Source organism: Ignavibacteria bacterium (genome assembly GCA_041649015.1).
Taxonomy (GTDB): Bacteria; Bacteroidota; Ignavibacteria; order Tepidaquicellales; family Tepidaquicellaceae; genus CAIKZJ01.
In genome coordinates, this window is the sequence record JBAZNU010000006.1 from 174,209 (window position 1) to 195,099 (window position 20,891).

At 37.1% G+C, this 20,891-nt stretch carries 16 protein-coding genes and 2 tRNA genes; 3 read left to right on the forward strand and 15 right to left on the reverse strand.

Annotated elements, in window-relative coordinates:
- Window positions 1-299: 299 nt before the first annotated feature.
- The 4 genes from lpxA to atpD all read right to left on the reverse strand — a co-directional run bounded on the left by lpxA (window position 300) and on the right by atpD (window position 3,311).
- Window positions 300-1,061: an acyl-ACP--UDP-N-acetylglucosamine O-acyltransferase gene (gene lpxA / locus WC644_11045; protein MFA5012473.1), complete on the reverse strand. Its 762-nt coding sequence runs from the start codon at window positions 1,059-1,061 to the stop codon at window positions 300-302.
- Between the two features lie 230 nt (window positions 1,062-1,291).
- Window positions 1,292-1,363, reverse strand: a tRNA-Lys gene (locus tag WC644_11050).
- Window positions 1,364-1,461: 98 nt separating this feature from the next.
- The gene (gene atpC / locus WC644_11055) at window positions 1,462-1,872 is read right to left on the reverse strand and encodes an ATP synthase F1 subunit epsilon (protein ID MFA5012474.1); all 411 of its coding nucleotides are present in this window, start codon (window positions 1,870-1,872) and stop codon (window positions 1,462-1,464) included.
- Between the two features lie 17 nt (window positions 1,873-1,889).
- Window positions 1,890-3,311: a F0F1 ATP synthase subunit beta gene (atpD, locus tag WC644_11060; protein ID MFA5012475.1), complete on the reverse strand. Its 1,422-nt coding sequence runs from the start codon at window positions 3,309-3,311 to the stop codon at window positions 1,890-1,892.
- Between the two features lie 289 nt (window positions 3,312-3,600).
- Here atpD and WC644_11065 point away from each other — a divergent pair, with 289 nt between their 5' ends.
- Window positions 3,601-5,373, forward strand: coding sequence for a M14 family zinc carboxypeptidase (locus WC644_11065; GenBank protein ID MFA5012476.1), 1,773 nt, complete (start codon window positions 3,601-3,603; stop codon window positions 5,371-5,373).
- 72 nt (window positions 5,374-5,445) lie between these two features.
- On the opposite strand, the gene glmS is transcribed toward WC644_11065, so the two are convergent.
- From glmS to WC644_11085, 4 genes are all read right to left on the reverse strand, one after another.
- Window positions 5,446-7,284 (reverse strand): glutamine--fructose-6-phosphate transaminase (isomerizing), encoded by a 1,839-nt coding sequence (gene glmS, locus WC644_11070; GenBank protein ID MFA5012477.1) that lies wholly within the window; start codon window positions 7,282-7,284, stop codon window positions 5,446-5,448.
- A gap of 77 nt (window positions 7,285-7,361) precedes the next feature.
- Entirely contained in the window at window positions 7,362-8,351 is a 990-nt protein-coding gene (locus WC644_11075) for a MoxR family ATPase (GenBank protein MFA5012478.1), read from the reverse strand.
- 5 nt (window positions 8,352-8,356) lie between these two features.
- A complete protein-coding gene (locus WC644_11080) occupies window positions 8,357-9,715 on the reverse strand; it encodes a pitrilysin family protein (GenBank protein MFA5012479.1) in 1,359 nt (452 codons plus the stop codon).
- Window positions 9,712-10,965, reverse strand: a complete 1,254-nt coding sequence (locus tag WC644_11085; GenBank protein MFA5012480.1) for a pitrilysin family protein — start codon at window positions 10,963-10,965, stop codon at window positions 9,712-9,714. Before WC644_11085 ends, WC644_11080 begins: the two co-directional genes overlap by 4 nt.
- A gap of 177 nt (window positions 10,966-11,142) precedes the next feature.
- On the opposite strand from WC644_11085, the gene WC644_11090 reads away from it, so the two are divergent.
- Window positions 11,143-14,400, forward strand: a complete 3,258-nt coding sequence (locus WC644_11090) for a biopolymer transporter Tol (protein ID MFA5012481.1) — start codon at window positions 11,143-11,145, stop codon at window positions 14,398-14,400.
- A gap of 72 nt (window positions 14,401-14,472) precedes the next feature.
- On the opposite strand, the gene WC644_11095 is transcribed toward WC644_11090, so the two are convergent.
- The 6 genes from WC644_11095 to WC644_11120 form a co-directional block, all read right to left on the reverse strand.
- Window positions 14,473-15,495: a 2-oxoacid:ferredoxin oxidoreductase subunit beta gene (locus tag WC644_11095; GenBank protein ID MFA5012482.1), complete on the reverse strand. Its 1,023-nt coding sequence runs from the start codon at window positions 15,493-15,495 to the stop codon at window positions 14,473-14,475.
- A 3-nt stretch (window positions 15,496-15,498) separates the two neighbouring features.
- The gene (locus WC644_11100; GenBank protein ID MFA5012483.1) at window positions 15,499-17,367 is read right to left on the reverse strand and encodes a 2-oxoacid:acceptor oxidoreductase subunit alpha; all 1,869 of its coding nucleotides are present in this window, start codon (window positions 17,365-17,367) and stop codon (window positions 15,499-15,501) included.
- Window positions 17,368-17,502: 135 nt separating this feature from the next.
- Entirely contained in the window at window positions 17,503-17,985 is a 483-nt protein-coding gene (rplI, locus tag WC644_11105; protein ID MFA5012484.1) for a 50S ribosomal protein L9, read from the reverse strand.
- 66 nt (window positions 17,986-18,051) lie between these two features.
- Window positions 18,052-18,492: a single-stranded DNA-binding protein gene (locus WC644_11110; protein MFA5012485.1), complete on the reverse strand. Its 441-nt coding sequence runs from the start codon at window positions 18,490-18,492 to the stop codon at window positions 18,052-18,054.
- Window positions 18,493-18,529: 37 nt separating this feature from the next.
- Window positions 18,530-18,985 (reverse strand): 30S ribosomal protein S6, encoded by a 456-nt coding sequence (gene rpsF, locus WC644_11115; protein MFA5012486.1) that lies wholly within the window; start codon window positions 18,983-18,985, stop codon window positions 18,530-18,532.
- A 198-nt stretch (window positions 18,986-19,183) separates the two neighbouring features.
- Window positions 19,184-19,266, reverse strand: a tRNA-Leu gene (locus WC644_11120).
- Window positions 19,267-19,390: 124 nt separating this feature from the next.
- Here WC644_11120 and WC644_11125 point away from each other — a divergent pair.
- The gene (locus tag WC644_11125) at window positions 19,391-20,548 is read left to right on the forward strand and encodes a metallophosphoesterase (GenBank protein MFA5012487.1); all 1,158 of its coding nucleotides are present in this window, start codon (window positions 19,391-19,393) and stop codon (window positions 20,546-20,548) included.
- Between the two features lie 27 nt (window positions 20,549-20,575).
- On the opposite strand, the gene WC644_11130 is transcribed toward WC644_11125, so the two are convergent.
- Window positions 20,576-20,680: a hypothetical protein gene (locus WC644_11130; GenBank protein MFA5012488.1), complete on the reverse strand. Its 105-nt coding sequence runs from the start codon at window positions 20,678-20,680 to the stop codon at window positions 20,576-20,578.
- Window positions 20,681-20,891: the final 211 nt, after the last annotated feature.

Genomic DNA, 20,891 nt, shown 5'->3' on the forward strand with positions numbered 1-20,891 from the left:
GCGGTTCCAATTATTTGATTTGTTAACCGAGCTATATTAAGATATAGCAATTAAAAAGTGTTGAAAATAGATAATCGATATGTAATTTATGAGTAATCGAGGAAAGATTGAGGTTAAATCGAGGAGAACAGACAATAAAAAGGTATGAAAAAGGCATGCTAAAGGTATATTGAATGCATATTGAGGTTAAATAACTGATATTACAGCAGGATAAATGTAGTTTATTTTTTGTAAAGATATTTTATGTCTTAAAAAGAAGTCGGAATAAATGATGATCACAAGGAATATCGGGATGAGGATTATATTTTGGGAATGAGACCTCTTTCGGACTTTAGTATGAAATCGTGAATTACTTTTACTTCATCTATAATTTCCATTTCGTCAGTCAGTTTTTTGAGTGAGTCTTTAAAGTTTAGTTTAGGGTCGTATATAATTCTGTAAGCTTCTTTTATTTTTGAAATAGATTCTATTGTAAAACCAATTCTTTTTAGACCGATATAATTTAAACCAATGAATCTTTGGGGCGCTCTGCCAACCAAGGTGAATGGCGGTATATCCTTAGTAACTTTTGTGTTGGATTCAATCATGCAGTATTCGCCAATTTTACAAAACTGATGAACACCAACAAGACCGCCAATAGTTGTGTGTGAGCCGATGGTTACGTGACCTCCCAGTCCCACACCGTTGGTAAGTACAACGTTATCGCCAATAATGTTATCATGTGCAACGTGGACGTAATTCATTATGTAGCAGTTCTTTCCGACAATAGTTCGAGAGCTGTATTTAGTAGCTCTGCTGATTGTAGAGAATTCTTTTATGAGAGTACCTTCGCCAATTTCGACTGTTGATATTTCATCAGCAAAGCTTGTGGAATGGGGGTGAGAGGCAATGCTGCCTCCGTGAAAGATTTTTACGTTGTCGGAGATTCTGGAACCATTACCAACGTATACACAGGGACCCAAATAAACATTGTTTCCGATTTCTACGTCGTCATCTATAGTGACGAAACTTTTTATATCTACATTATTTCCAATCTTTGCTTTACTGCTTATGCTGTTCATATGAGAAAATTATTTTTACGAAAATACTTAATAAGAAATTTATATTAAGTAGAAAAATTAGTAGATAAAAGCTGAAGAATTTAGAGTGCCATATGATCCGTTGCCTGAAGGCAACGGCAATAATATTTTTAATGAGGACTTAAAATGATTTAGTCGGGATTGCCTATCAATCGTATACATCTTCTATTTGTAAAATGAAGAAACCGAATAATTTCATATTCGGTTTCTTGTGAGGATGGGAGGAATCGAACCTCCGACCCACTGCTTAAAAGGCAGTTGCTCTACCCCTGAGCTACATCCCCTATCCAAAACTTTATTAATCAAACCTTTGACCCAACCTTAAAAGGCATTGCTCGCCTGAGCTACATCCCCTCTTTTAGTCGATAGTTAACAACTAATTTTATTTTAGAACACCGGCGACTTTTAATCTGATGTGGGCTCTTTGCATAGAAAATTTTGCACGTTCCCTGTCAATATCTTTGCCGCCTTCTTTAAGTCTTTCGTTTGCTCTATCCATCGATTTCTGTGCTCTTTCAATATCAATATCCTCTTTAGCTTCCGCTGCATCTGCGAGTACGACTATTTTATTCTTCTTTACTTCTGCAACACCTCCACGGGTAGAAAAGTTTATCTTTTCACCCTTTTCGTCTTCTACTGTTATAATACCGACTTCAAACATCGAGATCATAGCAGCATGCATGTTCAAAACCTGAAACCTTCCGTCAACACCGGGAACAGTAAGTACTTTTCCCGTTCCTTTATACACCAGCTTTTCGGGGCTGACAATTTCAATATCAAGAAGTTTGTCCAAATTCTAAATATTAAGAATTAATCCCTGAGCTTTTTAGCTTTTTCAATAGCATCTTCAATCGTACCGACGAGCATAAATGCCTGCTCGGGTAAATCGTCATAATCACCGTTCAATATACCTTTAAAACCTTTGATTGTATCTTCAAGTCTAACGTATCTTCCCTGCAAGCCAGTAAACTGTTCTGCAACAGCGAACGGTTGAGAAAGGAATCGTTGAATTCTTCTTGCTCTTGCAACAACTATTTTATCATCGTCTGAAAGCTCATCGATACCAAGAATGTTAATAATATCCTGAAGGTCCTGATAATTCTGAAGAATCTTTTTCACGCCCTGAGCTACGTTGTAATGCTCGTCACCTACGATTAACGGATCGAGAATTCTTGAGGTTGATGTTAACGGATCAACCGCAGGATAAATACCAAGCTCGGTAATCTTTCTAGACAGTTCTGTTGTAGCGTCAAGGTGAGCAAACGTAGTTGCGGGAGCCGGGTCTGTATAGTCGTCAGCAGGAACGTAAACCGCCTGAATAGATGTAATCGAACCTTTCATAGTCGATGTGATTCTTTCCTGTAACTGACCCATTTCCGTTGCAAGAGTCGGCTGATATCCTACTGCGGAAGGCATACGCCCGAGCAGAGCAGATACTTCCGAGCCAGCCTGTGTAAATCTGAAAATATTATCTATAAATAAAAGAACATCTTTTCCGAGTTCATCCCTAAAGTATTCGGCGATAGTCAAACCTGTTAAACCGATTCTCTGTCTGGCACCCGGGGGTTCATTCATCTGACCGAATACGAGAGCGGTGTTTTTAATAACACCTGACTCAGTCATTTCGAGATATAAGTCGTTTCCTTCTCTTGTTCTTTCGCCAACACCTGCAAACACCGAATAACCGCCATGCTGTTTTGCGATGTTATGAATAAGCTCCTGAATGATAACCGTTTTACCAACTCCAGCACCGCCGAAAAGTCCTGTTTTACCGCCCTTTGTATAGGGTTCGATTAAGTCAATGACTTTAATACCTGTTTCAAACATTTCTCTCTTTGTAGAAAGAGCTGTCATTTTAGGAGGGTCGCGGTGAATGGGATATTTCATACTTGTCTTCAGCGGTTCTTTTCCGTCGATTGTATCACCGATAACATTAATAAGTCTTCCAAGGACCTCCTGTCCGACAGGAATCATGATTGGTTCGCCCGTATCTATAACATCCATACCTCTAACCAAACCGTCAGTTGAATCCATTGCAACAGTTCTGACTCTGTTTTCACCGAGATGCTGCTGCACTTCCGTAACCAGAACTTCTTCAACGCCTTCGAGATTAATCCTGTTAATTCTAAGAGCGTTATTAATTTCAGGAAGCTTGCCTTCGCTGAAGTCCACGTCAATAACCGGACCTATAACTTGAATTATTTTACCAATATTAGCGCCGCTTTCAGGCATAATATAAAAATAAAGTTTTTAGTGTTTTTACAAGAATAGTAAATATATGAAATTTAAGAATTACATTCAAATTAAAAACAAATCCAATTTTCAAGAAAATTGTAACATCAATAATAAAAACAGTAAAAAAATCGGTATGCAGAAAGAATAGCCGAATTATGATTTGAACTGATAAAAGCTACAATATATCAAATACATCGATGGCATTCAGATAAATAATGCTGTTTTACATTTCTAAATGGGATATAATTTAGTAATTTTAACAATAAATATTTAAAATAATACTCAAATGAATAAATTTCTGCCTCTTTTCCTGTTAATTGCAATAATTATCACGAGCAATTCTTACTCTCAAAATTTAAAAAGCTATACATCACAGAAAGATAAAGTTGAATACAGCTTAAAGACTAAGGGAGAATTGTATTTCAGGTTTAACTTAAACTCAAAGGATAGAGTTATTGAACTTGGGAAACACATATCTATTGACAACGTATTGAACCGCGTATTTTATTTTGAAGTTTATGCTTATGCAAACTCAGAAGAAATGGATTACTTTTCAACGCAAGGAATTGATTTTGAATTGCTGAAACATCCGGGTGATGCGGAGAATATTATAACATCAGATAATGTAGGACAAATAACAGCATGGAATGTTTACCCAACTTATTCCGCATATATTACTATGATGAACAATTTTGCGGCATCATATCCCAATGTATGCAGGATTCATAATGCAGGGACAACGGTTCAGGGTAGACAGATCTTATTTGCAGTGATTAGCGACAGTGTTAATTTCAGAAAACCAAAGCCGAGATTCATGTACACGTCATCAATGCACGGCGATGAAACGACAGGATATGTGTTGATGTTAAGACTTATTGACACACTTTTAAGCGGCAATGGAAACAGCGCATTAATTACTAACCTTGCAAAAAATTGCGAAATCTGGATTAATCCTCTCGCGAATCCTGACGGAACTTACCACGGCGGAGACAACACAGTATCAGGTGCATGGCGGTATAATGCTAATTCAATAGACATAAACAGAAACTTCCCCGACCCGGTAGCAGGTCCTAATCCGACGGGAACGTGGCAGCCGGAGACGATAGTTATGATGAACCTGATGAGACAGTTTAACTTTACTTTATCGATGAATTTTCACGGGGGAGCTGAAGTGTTTAATTATCCATGGGATTGCAAAGCTGCACTTCATCCAGACGACGCCTGGTACATAAACCTTGGAAGAAGGTATGTTGATACAGTTCACAGATATTCACCTTCATCATATCTTGATGATAATTTAGGTTATCCCAACATCCCCGGAATAGTTAACGGATACTCGTGGTATTATGTTTACGGAGGCAGACAGGATTATATTACATATTTTGCGGGAGGCAGAGAAGTATGTCTTGAAATATCAAGCACAAAGATGGTTCCTCAGGCAAACCTTCCTACATACTGGAATTATAATTTCAGGTCTTTCCTTTATTTTATAAAAGAGTCATTAAACGGTGTTCGCGGTATTGTTACAGACTCTGTTTCGGGTGCACCCATCAAAGCAAAAATATACACGGTCGGACAAAACGATTCAACATGGATTTATTCGGATTCAGTATGCGGTGATTATCACAGGATGCTTGCTCCCGGCACATATTCATTAACTTTTACTGCTCCGAATTATTTTTCAAAAACGGTAACCGGAATACAGGTTTTCACGGATTCAGCCGTTACGTATAACGTAAAACTAAAATCTACATTTACCAGAATAAATCCCAACGAAGTAACTATTAGCAGATTTGAGCTGTATCAGAACTATCCAAATCCATTCAATCCTGAGACGAAGATTAGTTTTGACCTTAAAGAAGCATCACACGTAGTTTTAAAAATCTTTGATGTATCGGGGAAAGAGGTTTCATTATTAACGAATGAATTTTATACGGCAGGAAATCATACGATAAAATGGAACGCATCAGATTTACCAAGCGGAATTTATTACGCAAGAATACTCGTGAACGAGGGAAAGGATTATATTGCTGTGAGGAAGTTGGTCATGGTAAAGTAAGTTTACATCAAAATAAAAATTAAACGGGGCATACAGCCCCGTTTTTATTATCAACAAATTAAATATTAATAATTATTCTACAGTTACGCTCTTAGCAAGATTTCTCGGCTGGTCAACATTACAGCCGCGAGCAGCAGCAACGTAGTAAGACAAGAATTGCAGCGGTATTACATTTAGTATCGGTGCAAATAGTGCGAGAGTCTTTGGTACTCTAAGGACATAGTCAGCATAAGTATTAATATTTTCGTCGCCGTCGCTAGCGAGAGCTATTATCTTTCCTTTACGTGCTTTAACTTCTTCTATGTTTGAAATAATTTTGTCGTAAGTTCTATCCTGAGGAGCTATAAAAACAACGGGCATGTTTTCATCTATAAGTGCAATAGGTCCATGCTTCATTTCTGCTGCTGGATACCCTTCTGCGTGAATGTATGAAATTTCTTTTAACTTCAAAGCACCTTCCAAAGCAACCGGGAAATTGTATCCCCTGCCGAGGTACAAGAAATTTTCAGAATTCTTAAAAACATTTGCAACCTTCTTAACATCGTCTTTCAGAGCAATCATCTGACTAATTTTATCCGGTATTTGCTTAAGCTCATCAGCAATTTCGATTAAAGATTCACGAGAAAGAGTGTTCCTTGCTTCAGAAAGCATAATAGTAATAAGAGCCAAAGACATAACCTGACAAGTAAAAGCTTTTGTTGAGGCTACACCTATTTCAGGTCCAGCATGAATGTAAGTTCCTGCATCGACTTCTCTTGCTATCGTGCTTCCGATAACGTTTACTATTCCGACAGTAGTAGCTCCAAATTTTTTAGCTTCCCTTAAAGCAGCGAGAGTATCAGCGGTTTCACCGCTTTGACTAATCGCAATAATAATATCGTCTTTATTTATTATAGGTCTTCTGTACCGGAATTCAGACGCATACTCAACTTCGACGGGTATTCTGCAGAACTGCTCAATCATGTACTCTCCAACAAGAGCCGCATGCCATGCTGTTCCGCAGGCAGTAATAATAAACCTTTTTGCATTCAGCATTCTTTCAAACACAGAATCCAAACCACCGAGTTTTGCAACACCTGTTTCAAAATTAATTCTTCCCCTGTAAGTGTTTTGAATAGTATCGGGTTGTTCGCAAATCTCTTTAAGCATGTAATGTTCGTATCCCCCTTTTTCAATCTCATCTACAAGGAAATCTATTTCGTGTGCTTCTCTGAAAATTCTTACATCGTGAATGGTTTTCATATTAAATCCATTCTTAGTAATTATCGCCATATCACCATCTTCGAGATATACTACATTTTTCGAGTAATTGATAACTGCCGATGCATCGGACGAAACGATGGTTTCTTCTTTTCCAACACCAAGTAAGAGCGGGCTGCCGTTTCTGGCGACAACAATCTTATCAGGCTCTTTAGAACAAAGGCAAGCTAAACCATAAGTGCCTTCAACATCGTTTAAAGCTAAGCGAACCGACTCTTCAAAATCATTAGTTTGTCTGAAATAATAATTAATCAGGTTTGCTAATATTTCTGTATCCGTATCGGTTGAAAACAAGAAACCTTCTTCAGTTAGTTTTGACTTAAGCATCTTATAATTTTCTATTATCCCATTATGCACGATTATAATATTTCCATCCATATCAAAATGAGGATGAGCATTAACATCGTTAGGTTCCCCGTGAGTAGCCCATCTTGTATGACCGATACCGATTGAACCCTGGAACAAATCCTTATCTATAGCGTCATGCATTTCGCCGACTCTACCGGCTTTTTTGAAATTCAGAATTTTGTTTTGGTTGTTAATAATCGACACTCCGGCGGAGTCATACCCCCTGTATTCCAGTCTTTTCAGACCTTCTATAATAATAGGCAGAGAGTTTTTCTTACCTATATAACCTACAATTCCACACATATTTTTAGAGATTTAGTTTTATTTTTTATAAAATAGCAATTAAATAATTATCAAACAATTTAATCCTAATAATCAAATTATAAATTATTCCCGATTAACTTTTTGATTAGTTCATCAACTTTTACGCTGTCAGCTTCAGCATTAAAATTCAGAATAAGCCTATGTCTTAAAACAGAATCTGAGACCGACTTCACGTCTTCTCTTGAGGGTGTGTACCTGCCCTCGATTGCTGCGAGCGCTTTTGCACCGAGGATTAAATACTGGGAAGCTCTCGGACCTGCCCCCCATCTAATATAATCTTTAACAAATTGTGGAGATGATGACGATTCAGGTCTTGTTTTATTCACAACTTCTACGGCATACTTCATTAATTCATCCGATACAGGAACCTTTCTAACGAGTTCCTGAAAATCAATTATTTCTTCACGATGGAATACTGGCTGAACATTATGCAAACCTACACCGGTTGTTCTTTTAACGATTTCAATCTCATCATCCACTGAAGGATAATCAAGCCAGACATTATACATAAACCTATCAAGCTGCGCCTCGGGCAGTGGATAAGTTCCTTCCTGTTCTATAGGATTCTGAGTAGCCAAAACAAAGAAAGGTTCTTCGAGTGAATAAGAGACCCCACCCGCTGTAACTTTATGCTCCTGCATAGCCTCGAGTAAAGCCGATTGAGTCTTAGGGGGAGTTCTGTTTATTTCATCCGCAAGAATCATGTTTGCAAAAACCGGTCCTTTCAAGAATTTAAATCTCTTGCTGCCTGCGCCATCTTCATCAAGGATTTCGGTACCGACAATATCCGAGGGCATAAGGTCGGGAGTAAACTGAATCCTGCTGAATTTAAGTTCAAGTGCTTCCGAGAAAGTTCTAACAATGAGAGTTTTCGCGAGACCCGGGACACCGATTAGCAGACAATGCCCTTTCGAGAGTATTGTTATTATAATATCCTGCAGAACTTTCTTTTGACCTACAATTATTTTTTCGACCTCAGAATTAAGAAGTTTATATTTTCTGTTTAGTTCTTCAATCTTTTCAGCATCAGACATATTATTGTTCATAATATTTACTTAATTTTATTTATTATTTCCACATTTCCGAATTTACGGCACTGCTTTTCAAGCTTGTTGATATCACCAACAGCAACAAATTTAAGCTTATCGGGGTGCAGGTAATTTAAGGCTGTTTCTTTAACTTTCTCTTTAGTTATATTATTTACCTTACTAAGGTAAGTATCGAAATAGTCTTTTTCAAATCCATACAATTCCATCGTCATAAGCTTTCCCGATACTGCGTTGGATGTTTCAAGCTGCAAGGGATAGTTGCCCGAGATGTAATTCTTTGTATTTTCCATCTCTTCATCACTAACAAAATTTTCCCTAATATCATTTAATTCTTTTAATATTTCTTCAATTGCAAATCCCGTTTTCTCAGTATTAATTTCAGTTTCAATCGTGAAATCTCCTGAATGCATTTTAGCATTAAAAGATGTCCGAGCTCCATAGGTTAAACCGTTTTTTTCTCTTAGGTTTTTATTAATCCGTGAAACGAAAGAACCGCCCAGCAGATTGTTTAAGAATGTTACATAAATATAGTCATCATTGTTTCGTTTTATACCCGAATGTCCTAAAAATAGGCTTGTTTGCGAGGCATCCTTCTTCTCTTTTAGATAAACTACTCCTTTTCCGTTATCTGTATCTTTAAAATCAAAATAATCAACATGAGAATCTTTAGATACGTTTGAAAATTTTTGTTCAAGGGTACGGAGTATATTTCCCTCGTCAAAATCGCCGACAATGGCAATTATAATATTTTCTGAATTGTAGTATTTTTCAGAGAATTTCTTTAAATCCTTGACAGTAATCTGTTTCAGGGATTCTATATAACCATCGGGGTCATATTGATAAGGTGTATCCTTGTAATGATTATATTTGAATATTCTTTCTGCAAGATATGAACCTTCATCCTGCATTGATATAAGCGAATTAATGATTTGCTCTTTTTTACTATTCAATTCGTCATCGGGAAAAGTTGAATTTAAAATCATGTCTGAAATTAAATTCAGGAGAGTGATTGAATTATCTTTATATGAAGTAAGGGTTAGAAATGTTCCATCATACCCAAAACCTGATGCAAAAAGTGAACCCGTTACATCGATATTCTCTGCAATCTGCAAAGCGTTTGAGTGTTTAGTTCCTTTCGACAGCAGTTCTCCGGTTAGCGTTGCCGTACCCGCTTTATACTCATCGGTGAAGTAATCATTATAGGAACCAGCTTTTATCATAATCCTGACTGTTGTCACGGGGTATCTATTGTCATTAACAAGATAAACCTTAATACCGGATAACAGATTAGTAATCGTGAATTCGGGGAAATGAATATCTCCTGAAGGTTTAACGGCGGGTATTTTTGTTCTGTCTATCATGATTCCACCTTCTTCCCGGGAATATAATTCAGGGCAACTCTTTTTTTACTGTCAAGATATTCTTCCGCATACTTTTTTATATCCTGATTACTGATATTTTCAAATATTTTTATTTCGTTGTTAATCATTTCGCAATCATTGAAAAAAAGTTTATAGAAAGCAAGATGATTAGACAAATTCATCGATTGCTGAATTTTGAGATAATATGATGTCAGGACTTTGTTTACAGATTTCCTGATTTCAAAATCCGTCAAACCGTTCATTTTGAGATTTGATATTATGTTATCCATACTTTTCGAGACTTGGGAAATCTTTACACCCTTATTCAGAAAACTATTAAAGCTGAAAATACTCTCAAACTCCATACCCTGATTCGAAAGATATGATTCAGTAGTTAAATCAGTTCTAACCAGAGACCTATAAACATTTGAACTTTCCCCCGAAGAAAGACCGACGCACATTAGCCTGAAAGCATAGAATTCTTTCGTTCCCAAAGCGGGAGTTCTGTACATTATAAACCTCGCGGGAAGTGTAATGTTATCTTCGATTTCATCTTCAATTTCATTTTCAATAATCTCCTCTGAATATGTTCTTTCAGCCATACTTGCATTAGTTTTTATACTGCCGTAATAACTATCCGCTAAATCATAAGTCTCATCATAATCTATATCCCCAACTACGGTTAATACCATGTTAGCAGGATTGTAAAAACTGTTATAAAAGTTTTCTATATCTTTTAGAGATAAATTTTTAATATGATTCTCATCGCCAATAATCTCCCATCTATAACCGCTCTTTTTAAAAAGCCGTTTCGCACTTTCATATTCGAGCGAACCAAAGGGGGAATTGTCATGAGTCTGCATTTTTTCTTCGATCACAACCTTTCTCTGAACTTCAAGCCCCTCTTCAGTGACAGGAAAACTTGCATACCTGTCCGAATCAAGCCACATACCAAGTTCCAGCTTTGATGAAGGAATTGTCAGATAATAACTCGTATAATCCTGAGTCGTGAATGCATTGCTTTCACCCCCGTTTGCGTGTAGAATTTCATCAAATTTCCCTCCGGGAATATTCTCTGAACCTGAAAACATAAGATGTTCAAGAAGGTGTGACATACCCGTCTTATTTGGGTCCTCATCTTTTGACCCAACATGGAAACATGAATTTATAATTACGTTAGGAATCTCAGATTTCCTGCTCATAACAAGCCTTAGCCCGTTGTTTAAAACCGCTTGTTTGTAAATAATCATAGTTTATCTGAACTTATTACAATCAATTATTATTTTATATTTTGAGTATGAATATTTTATAAAAATGCTTAAATTACTTCATAAAAGAAACAGAAACAGTATATTATTAAGCTAATTTTAAAACGCATATAGACATATTTTTTTTACAGTTTGTTAATCAATTACATCAAGAATAATATGAAATTCAAAAAGGCAGTATATGCGTTTATATTCCTTGCAGTACTATATGTTATTGCTCAGCCGGATGCCTATTCCCAGTTTGGCAAAAACAAAGTGCAATATAAGGTTTTTGACTGGAAGTTTATACAAACAAAGCACTTTGACGTTTATTTTTCACAGGGAGGTTATGACCTGGCTGTTTACACTGCATTCGTGGCTGAATCATCACTTGCTTCGCTTACAAGAAATCTCGAACATAATATATCAAACAGAATTCCGTTAGTTGTTTTCAATTCTCATAATGAATTTCAACAGAATAATGTTATCGATGAATTTTTGCCTGAAGGAATCGGCGGAGTAACTGAACTGTTTAAGAACAGAATTCTTGTTCCCTTTGAGGGGAATTATGATCAATACAGACATGTAATACATCACGAACTATTTCATGCGTTTATGAACGATATGTATTACGGCGGCTCTATACAGAATGTCATCTCAAAAAATATAACTTTAAATGTACCGCTCTGGTTCAGCGAGGGTATGGCTGAATATCAAAGCCTAAACGGACTGGACAAAGAGACTGATATGTTCATTAGGGACGCAGTATTGAATAATTACCTGCCTCCGATTGAGTACAATGACGGATACCTTGCTTACCGAGGAGGCCAGAGTTTTCTATCTTTCATTGCCGATACTTACGGTGATTACAAAATGAGTGATTTAATGAGTAATATTAAAAGCCTGAATGATGTTGATATGGCTTTCAGGGAGACGTTTAAATTAAGTATTGAACAGCTTTCAGAAAAATGGCTTAAGGAACTAAAGAAAACTCACTGGCCAGAAATAGCAAAAAGAGAAGACGTTAAAGATTTCGCGAAGATGCTTACGAACCACGAAAAAGACGGCGGTTTTTACAACATAGCACCAACAATATCTCCGCGAGGAGATAAGTTTGCATTTATTTCTAACAGGGACGATTTCTTTTCTGTGTTTTTAGCGGACGTTAACAGCGGAAGAATACTCGATAAAATTCTGCAGGGCAACAATACGAATAATTTCGAAGAGCTTCAGGTTCTAACGCCCGGATTGTCATGGTCGCCGGACGGAAAAGAACTTGCTATCAGCGTAAAAGCGGGAGATAAGGATGCAATCTTTTTAATAAATGCAGATGACGGTGATGAAAGATGGCTTCCGGTGGAGTTAAACTCAATCTCTTACGTTGAGTGGTCTCCTTTTAAGAATATCATTGCGTTTGTAGGAACAAACACGAAACAATCCGACATTTATATTTACAATATTAAAAGCAATAAACTGACAAACCTTACAAATGATATTTTTTCTGACATTGGACCCAGCTGGTCACCCGACGGCAAGTACATTTATTTTAGTTCTGACAGGGATAATTATTTAAACAGAGACAGCATTCCTGCAAATTTTGAGATGTGGAAACATGACGTTGACAGGAAGGATGTTTACAGAATTGAAGTATCAAACGGAACTATCGAAAGAATATCGAACTCAAAAGATACGAAGAACGGCTCAGTTACTTTTAATGAGAAAGGTGATAAGGTTCTTTATGTGTCCGACAGGAACGGAATTTCGAACATATACATTGGACAGTTTGATTCTACCGGAAATTATACCGAAAGACCGATTACAAACTCTATTAGCCCGATAGACCAGCTTTCGCTCTCGAGAGACGCAAAGAAACTGTTATTCGTTTCTTTGAATCAGGGAGGTTATGATATTTACTCAATGGATAATCCTTTCGATAAGAAACTTGACATGGACACATTACCCCCTACACAGTATGTACTGAAACTGAATGAATCAAGAAAAAACCTTGCACTTGACCACAAAGCGGACAGTCTTTTACACGATACCTCGTTTACTATGGCTGATACACTTTTATCCGATACTCTTTATGCAAATTCGCTTTTACGAGATAGTACAATAATAAACTTAGAATCAATCAAAGATTCAATTTCGAATGATTCAAAAACAGATTCCAGCAGTCTGTATGGAAGCAAAATCAAACTTAAATTCAACACTAAGAAAGACAAGGAAGATTTATTCACCGATAAGTTTGATTCCATATACACATCGAACAGCAATTTCAAGATAGAGAATAACACTAATGATGACGGCTCTTTTAGAATTAACAACTATAAGATTAAATTCACACCCGACTTAGTTTACGGGAATGCGATGTATTCTTCATACTACGGTGTTCAGGGAGTAGCACAGATATCATTAAGCGACATGATGGGGAATCACAGGATTACTTTTCTGACATCGATGGTTATTGACCTCAAGAACAGCGATTATGCCGCTGCATATCAGTACCTGGCGAAAAGAATAGACTATGGTTTTGGACTCTATCACACTGCAAGGTTTGTACTCTACCAGAATCCAAATTCACCATACAGCGAATTATACCGTTACAGGACATACGGCGCAGAAATTAATGTTTCATACCCTATTAATAAATTCAGAAGAATTGACGCAGGTCTTTCATTGATGAGAATATCAAGAGAAAACCTGGACAACGGGAATGAACCGATGAATTACAAATATCTGATATCTCCATCTATAAACATGGTTTTTGATAATACTCTATTCGGTTATATATACCCCGAAAGAGGGGAAAAGTATATCATAACGGCACTTGCATCGCCATACCTCGGAAGCGAAAGCTCTGAGTTTTATTCATTAATTGGTGATTTCAGAAAATATTTTAAGCTTGGAGATAATTACACATTTGCTATGAGGTTTAACGGCGGAGCAAGTTTTGGATTGAATCCACAGAAGTTTTATCTTGGGGGTATTGATAACTGGATAAACTGGCAGTTTGAAAACAGCGTTATACCTTTCGGAGAAAGTATTGATAACTATGCATTTGCCACTCTGGTAACTCCAATGCGGGGATTTAACTTTAATGCTCGATCAGGATCGAAATTTGTACTTGCAAACGTTGAACTCAGATTTCCAATTTTCAAATACCTTATACTTGGGGCTTTACCTTTGGGATTCCAGAACATAATGGGTGCATTTTTTATAGATGCAGGGTCAGCGTGGAATGATACAAAGAAATTACAATTTGTTGGGTCCAGTCCATCCGGAAGGGCAAAAACAAAAGACCTTTTACTTGCTCCCGGTTTTGGCGCCAGAATCGTATTTCTTGGATTCCCCGTCAGGTTCGACGTTGCATGGAGGTATGACTTGCAAAAGTTCTCAGACCCGCTGTACATGTTTTCTCTCGGGCTTGACTATTAAATTATATTTAGATATGATAACAAAAAGGGCTGTAATATGGACAGCCCTTTTCTATTCTGATTAAAACATAACTTAGTTAATTTCCCAGTAAGATTTTCCTTTAAGGAGAGCATTAATATCACCTTCACCCAATCTCTTTTTAGCGTCTGCGATTTGTGCCGTCATATCGTCCTCAAATGTTGTATAATTAATATCAAGGAATACACCTACCGGAAGCGGCATCGCAGGATTATCTGAGAACTGACTGATTATGTATGCAAGTTCCTTCGACTTCTCATTATAGACCAGTGCATCATTAATGCTGTGTTTACCGTCATTAAGGTCAATAAGAACAGGTGTAAAGCCGTCAAGTTTAATTGCCTTATCCTTTTGTTTCCCGAATACCATCGGTTTTTCATGCTCAAGATAAACGACCCTGTCTGCCCTGTGCTCTTTTAAAGTGAAATTATCAAATGCACCGTCATTAAATATAACACAGTTCTGAAGTATTTCAATAAATGAAGTTCCTTTGTGCAGGTGAGCTCTTTGTATAAGTGACTGAAGATGTTTTGAATCAACGTCCATTGCTCTTGCTATGAATGTACCCTCTACTCCGATAGCCATCGCAATCGGATTAACAGGATACTCAACATTACCCAAAGGAGTTGATTTGGTTACCTTGCCATGCTCGGATGTTGGTGAATTCTGTCCTTTTGTCAAACCGTATATTCTGTTGTTAAAAAGAAGAACATTAATATCAATATTTCTTCTCAATAAATGAATAAAATGATTACCGCCGATTGAAAGGCAGTCGCCGTCGCCCGTTGCCATCCAGACTGAAAGCTCAGGACGTGCTGTTTTAACACCAGATGCTATTGCTGCAGCTCTTCCGTGAATTGTATGAAAACCGTAAGTATTCATGTAATACGGAAAGCGGCTTGAACAGCCTATACCCGAGATGAAGACAATCTTTTCCTTATCAACACCCACAAGCTGAGGAAACGACCTCTGTACCTGTGCAAGAATCGAGAAATCTCCGCATCCCGGACACCACCTTACATCAATACCCGACGAGAAATCTTTAGCTGTATATTTTGTTTCTGCTTTTTCGCTCATATTTTACCTCACACTTCCTTTTAAAATTTCTTCAATCTTCTGTTCGATTTCGTAGGATTTGAATGGTGTTCCTTTTATCTTGTTAAACTGAATCGGTTCTATTACGTAGTTCATTCTCAATATTTTCGATAGCTGTCCCATATTTACTTCAGGAACAAGTATCTTTTTGTAACTCTTAATAACAGCCTCAGTATTCTTCGGCATTGGGTTTATATACTTAAAATGCGCAAACGCTACTTTGTTACCCTTTGCAATCTGATTTTCAACCGCTGATGCAACAGCACCGAATGTGCTTCCCCAAGACATCACGAGTAATTCAGCTTCCTTATCCCCTAAAACTTCAAGCTCGGGAATATCGTTCTCAATATTCTTAATCTTCTGCTCTCTTGTCTTTACCATAAATTCATGATTTTCAGGGTCGTAGCTTATATTACCGTAAATATGCTGCTTTTCAAGTCCGCCTATTCTGTGTTCCATTCCCGGAGTCCCCGGTTTTACCCATGGTCTGACTAATCTTTCATCTCTGACGTATGGGTGAAAATCCTTCGGATCAGTCCTGAAATTTGCTTTAAATTCGGGCAGTTCATCTATTGTTATCACTCTCCATGGTTCTGAACCGTTACCAATATAACCGTCTGTTAAAAGAATAACAGGGGTCATGAATTTTATGGCTAATCTTGCGGCTTCTACAGCCATATGAAAACAGTCAGATGGAGTTGCAGCGGCCACTACTGCTACAGGACATTCTCCGTTTCGTGCAAACATTGCCTGCAGCAAGTCTGCCTGTTCGGTCTTTGTCGGTAGTCCTGTTGAAGGTCCACCTCTTTGAACGTTTACAATAACTAATGGAAGTTCAGCCATTACAGCAAGACCAATCGCCTCAGTCTTAAGCGCCATACCCGGTCCGCTCGTCGATGTCGCACCAAGGTGTCCTGCAAACGATGCACCTACAGCAGTTGCTACACCTGCTATTTCATCCTCTGCCTGAAATGTCTTAACCCCAAACTGCCTCATACCCGATAAGTAATGAAGAATTTCCGATGCGGGAGTTATCGGATAACTTCCGAGGAATAGTTCCAGTCCTGCTCTTTTTGCAGCAGATACCAGTCCCAATGCAACTGCCTCATTACCGTTAAGATTTCTGTATGTTCCTTTTCTGAGATGTGCAGGTTTTACTTCGTACCTTGTATTAAATATTTCAGTCGTTTCACCAAAATACATACCTGCTTTAAGTACTTTAGTGTTCGCTTCAATTAATTCCGGATTTTTCTTGAATTTTTCTGAAATCCAGTTTAATGTTAATTCGGGTGTTTTGTTGTAAAGCCAGTAAATGACACCAAGAGCAAAGAAATTCTTGCATTTTGATGCTGTTTTTAAAGGTAAGTTTAATTCTTTAAGTGTTTCTAATGTCGATTTTGTTATTGGTATAGGATATACACTATATCCAGAAAGAGAACCGTCTTCAAGCGGATTTTCTTTGTAGCTTGCAAGTTCAAGATTCTTTCTGTCAAAAGTATCGGTATTTACAATTATTACTCCATGCTTTTTTACGTCTTTCAGATTTACCTTTAAAGCCGCAGGATTCATAGCTACTAAAACGTCTATCTGGTCTCCTGGTGTATAAATATCATGACTCGAAAAATGTATTGTGTATCCGCTTACACCGTAAAGGCTTCCGGCTGGTGCACGGATTTCTGCCGGATAATCGGGAAATGTTTCTAAATCATTACCGTATGATGCTACTGTATCGGAAAACTGCGCGCCCGTCAACTGCATCCCGTCTCCAGAATCACCCGCAAACCTAACTGTTACATCTTCTACTGTTATAACATCAGGTTTCGAATGTTCGGGTTGTGTTTTTTCTTCTGTCAAAAGTCTGTGTCCTTTTATAATTAATTATAATGGGAAAATTAAAAATACTATTATTGAGATGGTTTTTCAAGGTAAAATAAAAAATCCATTTCCTTTTGAGAAATGGATTAATATAATTTCAAATAATTCTTGTTATTATGCGGGAGTTTCTTCTGTATTCTCTTCCGGAGCCGGCTCTTCGCTTATAACAGATATTTTTAGCTTCGCGATAACGTCGGTGTACAGCTTAATATCGATCGTATAGTCACCGAGAGATTTAATATGCTCGGGCATTATAATCTTTCTCTTATCGATGTTGTAACCTTTTTCTGAAAGAGCATCATGCACCATCGAAGGAGATACAGACCCGTATATTTTGCCTTCTTCGGCAGTCTTTACAGTTAATGTAACAGAATCAGTTTCAATTCTTGAAGCGATTATCTTTGCATCATTTGTTTCCCTTAGAATCTTTCTTCCCTGCTGTCTTCTTTCTTCTTCGAATGATTTTAGTCTTGAAGGAGTTGCCAGAGTTGCTATTCCTTTTGGTATTAAATAATTTCTTGCATAGCCGTCTTTAACGTCTTTTACTTCACCGGCTGTTCCGAGTAAATCGAAATCCTTTTTTAATAATACTTTCATGATATTTTACTATAAACGGGCGGCTTTAACCGCCCGAGTTAATTTATTTTTATAAAGTTAAACTAATTATTTTATTAAATCTGAATCTTCGGGTGAAAGCAATGAATCAAAACTTTCATCCGTAAACGTTGAGGGCTCGTCTCTTTCACCGTCACTGGAGCCGCGTTTGTTCAGGAATTGAATTCTTCTTGCTTTAATTTCAACTATCGTCCTGTTTGATCCGTCCTCAGTCTTGAAAGTCCTTGACTGTAACTCGCCGTCAACTAAGACTGCATTACCCTTTCTCAGTTTATCTCTGCAGCTTTCAGCAAGTCTGTTCCATGCTACAATTCCTACATAACACACATCTTCTTTCCAGTCTTCATTCTTGTCCCTGAACCTTCTGTTGCTTGCAATAGAAAAATTAACAACCGGTGTTCCGTTGGTTGTCTGTCTAAAAATTGGGTCCTTTGTAAGGTTACCAGCAATTACTACACTGTTTAATTCGGGCATCTTAAATTCAGCCATAATGTACCTCCGGATAAATGTTTAATTTAATAATCTCTTATTCCTGTGCGGTTACTTCGCCCTTTTCAGGGGTTTCAGCAATCAACTCTTCTTCTTTTTCCTGTGATGCTTTTTCTTCCGCTGCCTTCTGAGCCTCAAATGCTGCTAAAGTGGCGGCTTTCTTAACGAAATATTCGTTCTTCTCTTTTAAATCTTTCTTGCTCATGTAAACAGAAAGATGTCTTAATATATTCTCGTCAATCCTGAATGTCTTCTCAAGTTTCCCAACTACGTCTGCGGGTGCTAAAACCTCAAAACAAATATAGTATCCATTAACCTTTTTCTTTATCGGGTATGCAAGTCTTTTTCTGCCCATTCTATCTATGTTGATAATCTCGGTACCATTTTTTATGAGGAACTTCTCGTATTTTGATATAATCTCTTCTACTGTCGGATCTTCAAAGTTTCCGTCAACTATTATATAGATTTCGTAATTTCTCTTAACCTTATCCATTTAACGTTTAAATTATTAAAATATTAAACAACAAATTTATCATTATTTACACTAAAAATCAAGTGATTAATGTCGTTAACAGGTTCATTTATGCGGTTTATACCATTTTTTATAATCAATAAGTAATCTACTCCAAAAAGAAAAAGAGGAATAAAATCCTCTTTTTATGCAAATTCTTTAGATTATTGCTGTATTCTGTGCGGAAGGGGGGACTTGAACCCCCACACCTACGCGGCGCCACCCCCTCAAGATGGTGTGTCTACCAGTTCCACCACTTCCGCTGATAGTAAGAGTTACAAATATAACCAATATCAGAATTTATATCAATTAATTTCCTGTTCTGTTTTATAAAAATATTGATATGTGTTTGTGAACGTATCACACGTTTTTTGCGTTATTATTTCCATGAGAACTTCTGATTTTATTATATTTATCTCAACCGTACTTACTGTATACGGTATAGGGAATGTTTACGTATTTTACCACGGACTTCAGGCTCTTAATGGTTATCAATGGATTAAGCCCTATTACATAATTGTTTTTGTATTTCTTGCTTTTTCATACATAGCAGCAAGATTCCTCCAGTCTTACAATTTCAACAGTATCAGCGATGCTCTGCTTCTTATCGGTTCATTCTGGCTCGCAGCACTTCTGTACTTATTCCTTATTTCTTTATTATTGGATTTTTTAAGAATTGTAAATCATTTCGTCACAATTTTTCCTGCTTTCGTTAATTTTAACTATGAGAAAACAAAGTTAGCAGTTTTTATTATATCTTTAATCTCAGTATCAGTGTTGTTAACCTTCGGGTATCGTAACGCAAATAATCCTGTAGTTAATACTATTGAGCTTAACATCTCAAAAGAAAATACTAAAGAGCTTTTATTGAATGCTGTTGTCGTTTCTGATTTACACCTGGGACCACTTTCATCAGGAAAGTGGGTTGATTATATCGTTGAAAAAATTAATTCTTTGAATCCCGATATTATTCTTCTTGTGGGTGATGTTATTGATGAAGATATTAAACCTGTATTAGAAAAAAATCTCGGCGACCATTTGCTTAATCTTAAATCAAAATTCGGAGTGTTTGCCGTTACCGGAAATCATGAATACATTGGCGGCGTTGAACCTGCTGTAAGATATCTGACCGAACACAATGTAACTGTACTTAGAGATTCCAGTGCTCTGATAAACAATCAGTTCTATCTTCTGGGCAGAGAGGATAACGATATTAAAAGGTTTTCAGGAAAGGATAGACGTTCACTTGAAGAACTCATGTCAGGTGTAGATAATAAATACCCTGTTATTTTAATGAACCACCAACCGACCAACCTTTCTGAACTTAACGGAAAAAATGTTGATTTATCTATTTCGGGGCATACACATCACGGGCAGTTCTTTCCTAACAACCTTGTAACAAACTTAATTTATGAAGTAAGCACAGGGCTTGTAAATAAATATGGAACATGGATATATGTATCTACAGGCCTTGGTACCTGGGGACCGCCTTTACGTATCGGCAATAAACCCGAGATTGTAAACTTTATTATTAATAACAAATAGTTTTACTTAATACAGAAATAAAACAGTCTATGGCAGACTTACAACAGACTCTGTCCCGTTACCTACTTCACTTTTAACGAAAATCTTACCGTTGTGCATTTCCGCAAATTCTTTGTACAGCAGCAGCCCCATTCCGTACCCGGTTCGCAGATCCCGTCCTTCTTATCATTTTATTTATAAGGGATAAATCATTCCTTTACTCATACCAATACCCGTATCTTTTATTGATATATCAACAATATCCTTAGTCATTTTTTGCCGATAGAATAACGCTTCCTCCTTTTCTTGTAAATTTCAGTGTATTCGATATAAGATTCCATTAGATGAATGCAAGTTTTTGTTT